Raw genomic sequence first — 7,965 nt, 5'->3', positions numbered from 1 at the left:
CGGGAGACCGCCTCCCGCAGGCGCCTTGTTGGCCGTCACCATGGGCGGACATCGGTTCCCGTGGTGGGGTCGCGCCCGAGGCTAGCGGTGCCCAGGTAGTCGGCGCACACGTCACTGGATGGCGGCATGATCGCACCGCTGCGCGCGTCGCGGAACAGCCGCTCTAGGGTGGTGCCGCGGCGCAGCGGTCCGAGGCCGCAAGCCTCGGTGAGGCTGGTGGCCGCTTGCGTGGCCGCGTCGCCGGCCAGCAGCTTTGCGCGGTATATCCACCGGTTGGTGTCGGGCTCGCCGGGACGCTCGTCCACCTGGCCAGCGGCGTGCGCCAGCGCTGTCCAGGCGGCTTCGACCTGGGCGTCGGCGCGGCCCAGACGGGCGCGCACGAACCCCACGTCGCCCAGCCCGCCTTGGGTCCCGGCCACCACGCGTGAGGCCACCCAATCGCGCGCCTCGGCCACGATCGCCCGCGCGACGCCGACGTAGACAGCGGCGTAGGAGGCCACCAGCCACTGCGGCATCGCGTAGGCCAGCGGCAGCACGAGCCCCTCCACGCCGCCGATCAGCGCCTCAGCGGGCACGTGACAGTCCAGGTCCAAGCCGTTGCTGGCCGTGGCCCGCATCCCCAGGGGGTCCCAGTCATCGACGACACGCAGCCCCTCGCCGTGGGGCACCAGGAAGTAGGACACCCGTCCGTCCTCGTCTTGTCCGGCGTCGGCTGCGCGGGCCGCCACCAGGTAGGCGGCCAGGTGGCCAGCTCCGGTGCACACCGATTTGCGGCCGCGCAGCCGGTAGCCGTCCGCCTCGGGCTCGTAGGTCGTTCGCAACGCCGACAGCCGCGACCCGGCGCCACGTTCGGTGATCGCCACCCCATACACCGCCCCCGACGCGGCCGCGGCCAGCACCCGGTCGCGCCAGGAAAAAAACTTGTCGGGGGCGCCGAGCACTCGGGCGAGATCGTCGGGCACGCCTGCCAGCGCCCCCGTCACCGAGGCGTGCATGTTGAACACCAAGGCGGTCGCGCCGCTGCCGCGCGCCAGCGTCGCCGCGACCTCGACGTAGCCGGAGAAACCGACGCCGGACCCGCCGAGGCGGCGGGGCACGAGCAGCCCCAGCAGGCCGGCTTCACGCAGGTCGTCCACGTCGGCGACCGGGAACGACGCGTCGCGGTCATACCCGCCCGCACGCTCGGCGAAGCGGCCCGCCAGCCCGTCGGCCACCGCGACCGGGTTCACGCGGCCGCCTTGCGGCCCACGCCCTGATACAGCCCACGCAGCGAGCGGGTCGGGCGCAGCCGGACCGGCCGAGCCCGGTCCGCCAGGAACCCCAGGAGCTCGAGCGGGCGCGGGCGCAACCCCCACACCCGCAGGTGGACCCCGTGCCGCGCGCACAGCGCCACCAGCCGGTCGGGTGCGACGAACAGGGCCGGGTCGTGGATGCCCGGTGGCGCCACACCGCGGATCCGCTCGCCCACGGTGACCAGGACAAAACGCGCCCAGGGGGTGTTGTTGATCGTGTCGCACACCAGCAGCCCGCCCGGCTTGAGCACGCGGGTGACCTCGCGCACCGCCGCGTCGAGGTCGCTGACGTGCTCGAAGATCTCACCCGCCACCACCACGTCGGCGATGCCGTCGGCCAACGGCAACGCCGTCACGTCACCGCGCACAACCTCCACGCCGTGAGCGGCAGCCACCGCCACAGCCGAGGCGCTGACGTCCACGCCCACGTGGCGGTAGCCGCCCACGTAGGGCGCCATCAGCCCGCCGCCACACGCCGCATCGACCAGCACCGCCCCCGGACGCGGGGGCGGGGGCACCACCTCGGCGCGAGCCGCGGCGATCCAGCGCAACGCCGCGAACGCCCCACCCGGCTCCCACCACGCGTCCGCCAGGTCGTCATACTGGCGCGGATCGTTCCGTGGTCGCGCCAGCTGTCGACTCACCATGCCGTAGCGTAGTCGGCGGCGACCACGCGCCGCCCCGTGCCCGGGTGTCAAGGGACCACCGACGCTTGCCGCACGGGCGGCAAGCGTCTTCCTGGCCGTCATCACCAACAAAGGGCCTCCCGCGCGCTGGTCGCAACCCCACGGCCAGCGCTGCTCCCCAGGCTCCTCGACCGTATCGCCGGGTGAAGCCTGCCCACACCGCCACCTGTCCCCCTCGACGAGCCCGCGCCCCCGGGACTGTCCACGCTTCTGCCGGACATGCTGCCGATCATCCGTGGGTTTGAAGTGTAACGCTACCGGACATTGACGGTAGACGCTGGCAACACGCTGGGAGCGTCATCCAAACGGAGGGAAGGCCATGACGGAGCAACGACAGTCGCAGGCGGAGGAGTTGTCGACCGGCGAACGCATGGCGACCTACCTCGGCGCCGCAGCGGACGGCGTCGCGCACGAGGCCAAAGGTGAGACGGAAACCTCGCACGGGACCCAGCAAAGGGTCGCGCTCAGCGACGCCGAGCGGATCATCGAGGCATGGCCGCAGCCCAACCAGCGGGTCGCCCGCCAGCTGCTCGACAAGTACGGCCCGCCGAACGAGGCCACCCCTACCAAGCTGTTCTGGTACCACAACGGTCCGTGGAAGGAAACAAAGATCACCAGCGACGTGGTGACGCACAACTTCCCCGCACCCCACACCGACTTCCTCACCCAGGTCGTCAACTACCGGGTGCCGCCCGACATGATCGGTGCGATCGCCGAATGGGACGGCAGCGTCATCGTGGACCGCACGAAGGGCGAGGTGGCCGCCCGCTGCGATGCGGAGGCGGCCAACATCCTGGCGATGAACTTGGTGCACGAGATCGTCACGGGCAAGCGCACGGTCGAAGAGGCCCGGGAGGCGACCGCGGAGAACACCGTCGCCTACAGCATGGGCCGCAACGCCCCGTACGCCGAGCGCCTGCTCTTCGAAGCTCCCACCGACGGGACCGAGGATCTGGATAGCAGCATGATCTCAGGGGCGGTGGCCCACCAGGCGGCGGGCAAGGTAAAGGACGCGTTCGGCGGAGGCGACCAGGGGGCGACGGACAGGCGTACCGGAGCGGACACACAACCCCGGACGTAGAAGCCGGGCCGATGTGTGCAACGCAGAACCCGAGGCGACGGCCGCACCCCGCGGCGGAGGAGGTAGCAATGAACGAGCAACAGCACGGCCACGAGCAGGACGCCCAGGAAGACGAGGGCGTGTTCAAGAAGCCGCTGAAGGGATCCTTCAAACGCGTGGGCGAGCAGATTACCGAGGAGATGCAGGGGAAGACACCCACCGAAGCCTTGCGCGACGACCTGGGCGGCTCCACAGAGCCCACCGACGAGGAGAGGGAGAACCTGGAGTAACGGGTCGACGACGCGAGAACACACCCGGGGGGACTGACGAGGGTGTCCACCGTCTGCTGCGTATGCGGGGCGAAGGACCACCTCGGGGGACGTTGCCGCCCTTGCCACGATCGGGAAGATCGGCTGGTAGCGCGAGCTGCCGCTGCTGAAGGAATGGGGTGTGCGTCTGACGCCAATGGGTATTGGCGTCTCGCCTGGACCCGTGCTGCGGGAGGTGAGGACGACGGCCGACGACGCCGAGGTCGCTGTCGCCAGCCGCATGCGGCGCTACCCCGCGGTCGTCTCGGCCCTGGTCGCAGTGTTCGTCGGGAGCTTTCTCGTGGTGGAAGGCCTCGAGGTTCCCCTGCTCGCCGACCCGCTGCCCTGGCTGCGGGGCACAGCGGGCGGAGCGGCGGCGGCCGTCGGCGTCGGCCTCCTCGTCGCCGACGTCGCCTTGCCTGTGCCCTCCAGCCTGGTCATGGTCGCCCACGGGGCGCTGTTCGGCGTCGTCGCCGGCACGCTGCTGTCGCTTGCGGGTAGCATGGGCGCGGCAGTCGTGGCCTTCGGGATCGGCCGGGGCGGTGGGAGCCTCCTGGAGCGGCTCGTACCTGATCCCGAGCGCCGCCGCGCGGACGCGCTGCTGGAGCGGTGGGGGCCGCTGGCGATCGTGGCGAGCCGACCGGTGCCAGTGCTGGCCGAGACGGTGGCGATCCTGGCCGGGGCCTCCTCACTCGGCTGGGGACCGGCGATGGCGGCGGCGGCTATCGGCTCGCTGCCCGCCGCGTTCGTCTACGCCCTCACCGGCGCGGTCGCGGCGAGTGTGGCCAGCACCGCGATCGTGTTCACCGTCGTCCTGGCTACGACCGCGCTGCTGTGGTGGCTTCAGCGGCCCGACGCGGCGACCGACCGGGCCGCGCAGCCGGCGGACAGTGGCGGCAACCGGGAGCCCGGCGATGGCTGAGGGTCGGGCGGGCGACGTGCCCCTGCGAGCGGTCGCCACCGGTCTGTCGTTGCCGACCAGCGTGGCGTTCGACGAGGACGGCGGGCTCTACGTCGCCGAGGCGGGGCTGCCGTTCGGGGGCGCCTCACCGGGAGGCAGGGTCGTGCGGCTGGGGGCCGCCGGCCAGCCCGCACCGATCGTCGACAGTCTTCGTCCCCCGGTCACCGGGCTGACGTTTCACCGCGGCGGTTTGTACGTCTCCGAAGGGGGGCACCCCGCGCGGATAAGCCGGCTTGACCTCGCCTCGGGCAGCCTGTCGGTCGTCGTGGACGGCCTGCCGGGCCCCGGCAACTACCACACGAACATGACGGTGCTCGGGCCGGACGAAAAGCTCTACTTCAGCCAGGGCGCGATGACCAACTCCGGGATCGTCGGTCCCGACGCCTACGAGGTCGGCTGGCTGGGGCGCCTTCCCCACGCCCACGACGTCCCCGGCTACGACGTCGTCCTCACCGGGGAGAACGCGACCACCCTCGACCCCACGGCGGCCAGCGACGACGCCACGGCCGTGACCGGGGCGTTCTCACCGTTCGGCACGGCGACCCGCCCCGGTCAACGGGTGGCCGCTGGCCTACCGGCTACGGCCGCGGTCATGCGCTGCGATCCCGACGGCGGGGGGCTGGAGCTCGTCGCCTGGGGGCTGCGCAACGCCTTCGGTCTGGGCTTCCTGCCCGACGGCCGGCTGCTGGCCACCGACCAGGGCGCCGACGACCGGGGCAGCCGACCCATCGGCAACGGCCCCGACCTGCTGTTCGAGGTCCGCCAGGGCGCCTGGTACGGCTGGCCCGACTTCATCGGCGGGAAGCCGGTCACTGATCCGCGGTACCGGCCACAACGCGGACCGGCGCCCCGGTTCCTGCTGGCCAACCACGACCAGCTGCCCCAGCCGCAACGGCCGTTGCTGGCGTTCCCGGCGCATGCCGCAGCGGTCAAGTTCGCCGTCATCCCACCGGGACGGCCCCGGGCCGGCCACCTCATCGTGGCCCTCTTCGGCGACGAGCGCCCGATGACCGCCGGAGGCGGCCCACGCGTCGGCCGCTGCCTGGCGCGCATCGACCCGGACGACTGGTCCCTGCACCCGCTGTGTGTGGGGCCACTGCTGCGCCCGATCGACGTGGCCGTCCATGGGCCGTGGCTGTACGCGCTCGACTTCGGCTGGTTCGAGATGACCGCCGACGGGGTCGACGCGCGGGCCGGCAGCGGGCGGGTGTGGCGGATACGCCTGGACGACGCGGTTTCCCAGTAGCCCAGTGACCGGGCCGTGCAGGGCCCTGAGAGGACGAGACATGAGCCGGCTGACGCGCATGGTCAAGGCCCCCATGATGGACACCGCCCTCGGTTACCTGTACGCGCCTCTGTACCCGCTCGTGCAACGCATGCGGCTGGTACGGCGCAGCGGCCGGCGCCACGACCCCGCCGACATCCTCCTGCCCGACGGCTACGTAGCCGAGGTGGTCGCCACGGGTCTGAACGCACCCGTGCACTGCTGTTTCGACGACGAGGGGTTCTGCTACGTCAGCGAGTGCGGTCACAAGATCGAGTCGAAACCCCGGATCCTGCGGGTGGACGTCTACAGCGGTGACACGGAGGTGTTCTTCGACCTGCCCGAGGACCGCTGGCGGATCGAGGGCGCGTTCACCGGCGCGTGCTGGCTGGGCGGGCGGCTGTACTTCGCCAATACCGATGCCATCTCACGCCTTGAACCCGACGGGCGCATCGAGGATATCGTCACGGGCTTGCCGTGGGGCGACCACATGACCAACTACCCGGTGGCGGGCCCGGACGGCAAGCTCTACTGGGGTCAGGGCAGCACGACGAACTCCGGTGTGGTGGGCGGCGACAACTACTCCTACGAGTGGTTGCGAGAGTTCCCCGGCCTGCACGACGTCCCGGCCACGGACGTGGCCCTTGCGGGGCGCAACTACGAGTTCGCCGACGTCCTCGGTGGGCTGGGCCGTACTGTGCGCACCGGCGCCTACGTGCCGTTCGGCACCGAGACCGCGCCCGGCCAGGTCGTCCCCGGCGACACGAAGTGCTCCGGGGCCATCCTGCGCTGCAACCCTGACGGCAGCGACCTGGAGGTGGTCGCGTGGGGGCTGCGCAACCCCTTCGGGACCGCCTTCCATCCCGACGGGCGCCTGTTGGCGACCAACCACGGCATCGATGAGCGCAGCGCCCGGTACGTCGTCGCTGCTCGTGACGACCTCTACGAGATCGACGACGGCGCCTGGTACGGATGGCCGGACTTCTCCTCCGGCATCCGCCTCGACGACCCCAGCTGGCCGGCGGGCCGCGGCCAGGAGCCCGTCCTCGCCGACCACCCCGACCCTGACCCGCCCAAGCCTGCCGTCACCTTCGAGCCCCACGCGGCGGCCAACGGCCTGGACGTCTCCCGCGACCCGGCGTTCGGGTTCGTCGGCAACGCGTTCGTCGCGCTGTACGGCGACGTCTTTCCGGTCACCACGCGGGCGAAGACGCCGGTCGGCTACAAGGTCGTGCGGGTCGACCTGCAGACCGGCACGGTCGTGGACTTCGCCGTCAACAAGCTGGCCGGTCCCGCGTCGAAGCTGCCACACCGCGGCCTGGAGCGTCCCTCGCACTGCCAGTTCGGCCCCGACGGGGCCCTCTACGTCGTCGACTGGGGGCAGATCAGCCTGGCCCCAGAGGTCGGCGGCATCCGCATGCCGCTCGGCACCGGCACGCTGTGGCGCATCCGCCGCACCGGCGAGCAGGCCGGCGAACGCCCGCCCACGCCCGTCGAGGTTCCCATGCGCGCGCTCGCCATGGCGCTGGCCGCCGGCGGCCTCGCCGCGGCCGGCTCCGCCGTCCTGCTCGGTCGGCGCCGTCGCAGGCGCAAGTGACCCGCAAGGACCTGGGGGATGCCGAGGCTGAGGCTGAACCACCCAGCGCCTTGCCCAGTACTCGTCCTGCGCCACTGCTGGCCACGGTGCTCGCTTCGTTCGCGGGCGTCGTGCTGCCCACGAGCGATCGTCGGAAACGGACTTGGGCGCTGGCGCGTAGCGCGGGGCGGCCTCGGGTAGGGCGCTGGCCGGCTCATGCGAGCACAAGGAGGCAGCGGATGGGAGACGAGACGGTCAAGGGTGCGGCCGCGGGCACGGTCGGGGTGTGGGTGATGGATGTCGTCACCTGGTTCCTGTACCGGCGGCAGTCGAAGGTGACGATCGCGAAGGAGAAGAAGGCGAGGAAATTCGGCCAGGACCCGGCGCACGCCGGCGCCCGGCACCTGGCGAAGCTGGCCGGTAGCGGCGCGGCGAGGTCCGAGCCGAACGCCGGCGGCATCTTCATCCACTACCTGCTCGGCATCGGGCCGGGGATGGTCTACGCGAGGCTGCGGCGCGCCAACCCGGCGGTAACCGTCGGCAAGGGCGCGGTGTGGGGTGCGGGGCTGTACCTCGCCAACGACCTGGTCGCCGGGAGGCTTCTGCGGATCATGGGGCCGCAGCGGGATTACCCGTGGCAGGCGCATGCCCGGGGGATCGTCGGCCACGTCGTCCTCGGCGTGACGACCCACGCGGTGCTCGCGGCCCTCGACGACGCCTCGTGACGCTGCTGTCGCGCGAGGGCGGTTCCGGCCGCGCCCAGTCGGTGGGCAGGTGGTCGTGGTCACCGGCGCCTCGTCGGGCATCGGGTAGGGCGA

8 protein-coding genes are annotated in these 7,965 nt (G+C 72.0%); 6 read left to right on the top strand and 2 right to left on the bottom strand.

Annotated features, from left to right (window positions below; genetic code table 11):
• Positions 1 to 35: 35 nt before the first annotated feature.
• Positions 36 to 1,229, bottom strand: coding sequence for an acyl-CoA dehydrogenase family protein (locus tag VM324_12395; protein ID HVM00084.1), 1,194 nt, complete (start codon positions 1,227 to 1,229; stop codon positions 36 to 38).
• Entirely contained in the window at positions 1,226 to 1,939 is a 714-nt protein-coding gene (locus tag VM324_12390; GenBank protein HVM00083.1) for a methyltransferase domain-containing protein, read from the bottom strand. Before VM324_12390 ends, VM324_12395 begins: the two co-directional genes overlap by 4 nt.
• Positions 1,940 to 2,297: 358 nt before the next feature.
• Here VM324_12390 and VM324_12385 point away from each other — a divergent pair, with 358 nt between their 5' ends.
• The 6 genes from VM324_12385 (at position 2,298) to VM324_12360 (ending at position 7,872) form a co-directional block, all read left to right on the top strand.
• Positions 2,298 to 3,059: a hypothetical protein gene (locus tag VM324_12385; protein HVM00082.1), complete on the top strand. Its 762-nt coding sequence runs from the start codon at positions 2,298 to 2,300 to the stop codon at positions 3,057 to 3,059.
• A 68-nt stretch (positions 3,060 to 3,127) separates the two neighbouring features.
• Entirely contained in the window at positions 3,128 to 3,328 is a 201-nt protein-coding gene (locus tag VM324_12380) for a hypothetical protein (GenBank protein HVM00081.1), read from the top strand.
• Positions 3,329 to 3,530: 202 nt separating this feature from the next.
• Positions 3,531 to 4,268 (top strand): VTT domain-containing protein, encoded by a 738-nt coding sequence (locus VM324_12375; GenBank protein ID HVM00080.1) that lies wholly within the window; start codon positions 3,531 to 3,533, stop codon positions 4,266 to 4,268.
• Positions 4,261 to 5,553 (top strand): hypothetical protein, encoded by a 1,293-nt coding sequence (locus VM324_12370; protein ID HVM00079.1) that lies wholly within the window; start codon positions 4,261 to 4,263, stop codon positions 5,551 to 5,553. Before VM324_12375 ends, VM324_12370 begins: the two co-directional genes overlap by 8 nt.
• Before the next feature lie 40 nt (positions 5,554 to 5,593).
• Entirely contained in the window at positions 5,594 to 7,168 is a 1,575-nt protein-coding gene (locus tag VM324_12365; GenBank protein HVM00078.1) for a PQQ-dependent sugar dehydrogenase, read from the top strand.
• A gap of 218 nt (positions 7,169 to 7,386) precedes the next feature.
• The gene (locus VM324_12360; GenBank protein ID HVM00077.1) at positions 7,387 to 7,872 is read left to right on the top strand and encodes a hypothetical protein; all 486 of its coding nucleotides are present in this window, start codon (positions 7,387 to 7,389) and stop codon (positions 7,870 to 7,872) included.
• The last annotated feature ends 93 nt before the right edge of the window (positions 7,873 to 7,965 follow it).

Source organism: Egibacteraceae bacterium (assembly GCA_035540635.1).
Taxonomy (GTDB): domain Bacteria; phylum Actinomycetota; class Nitriliruptoria; order Euzebyales; family Egibacteraceae; genus DATLGH01.
Note: the sequence above shows the minus strand (reverse complement) of the source record. Positions and strands in the feature narration are given on the sequence as shown.

Excerpts from the sequence above, each read along its gene's own strand:
- VM324_12390 (HVM00083.1), bottom strand. The coding sequence starts at position 1,939 with ATGGTGAGTCGACAGCTGGCGCGACCACGGAACGATCCGCGCCAGTAT.
- VM324_12385 (HVM00082.1), top strand. The coding sequence starts at position 2,298 with ATGACGGAGCAACGACAGTCGCAGGCGGAGGAGTTGTCGACCGGCGAA.
- VM324_12380 (HVM00081.1), top strand. The coding sequence starts at position 3,128 with ATGAACGAGCAACAGCACGGCCACGAGCAGGACGCCCAGGAAGACGAG.
- VM324_12370 (HVM00079.1), top strand. The coding sequence starts at position 4,261 with ATGGCTGAGGGTCGGGCGGGCGACGTGCCCCTGCGAGCGGTCGCCACC.
- VM324_12365 (HVM00078.1), top strand. The coding sequence starts at position 5,594 with ATGAGCCGGCTGACGCGCATGGTCAAGGCCCCCATGATGGACACCGCC.
- VM324_12360 (HVM00077.1), top strand. The coding sequence starts at position 7,387 with ATGGGAGACGAGACGGTCAAGGGTGCGGCCGCGGGCACGGTCGGGGTG.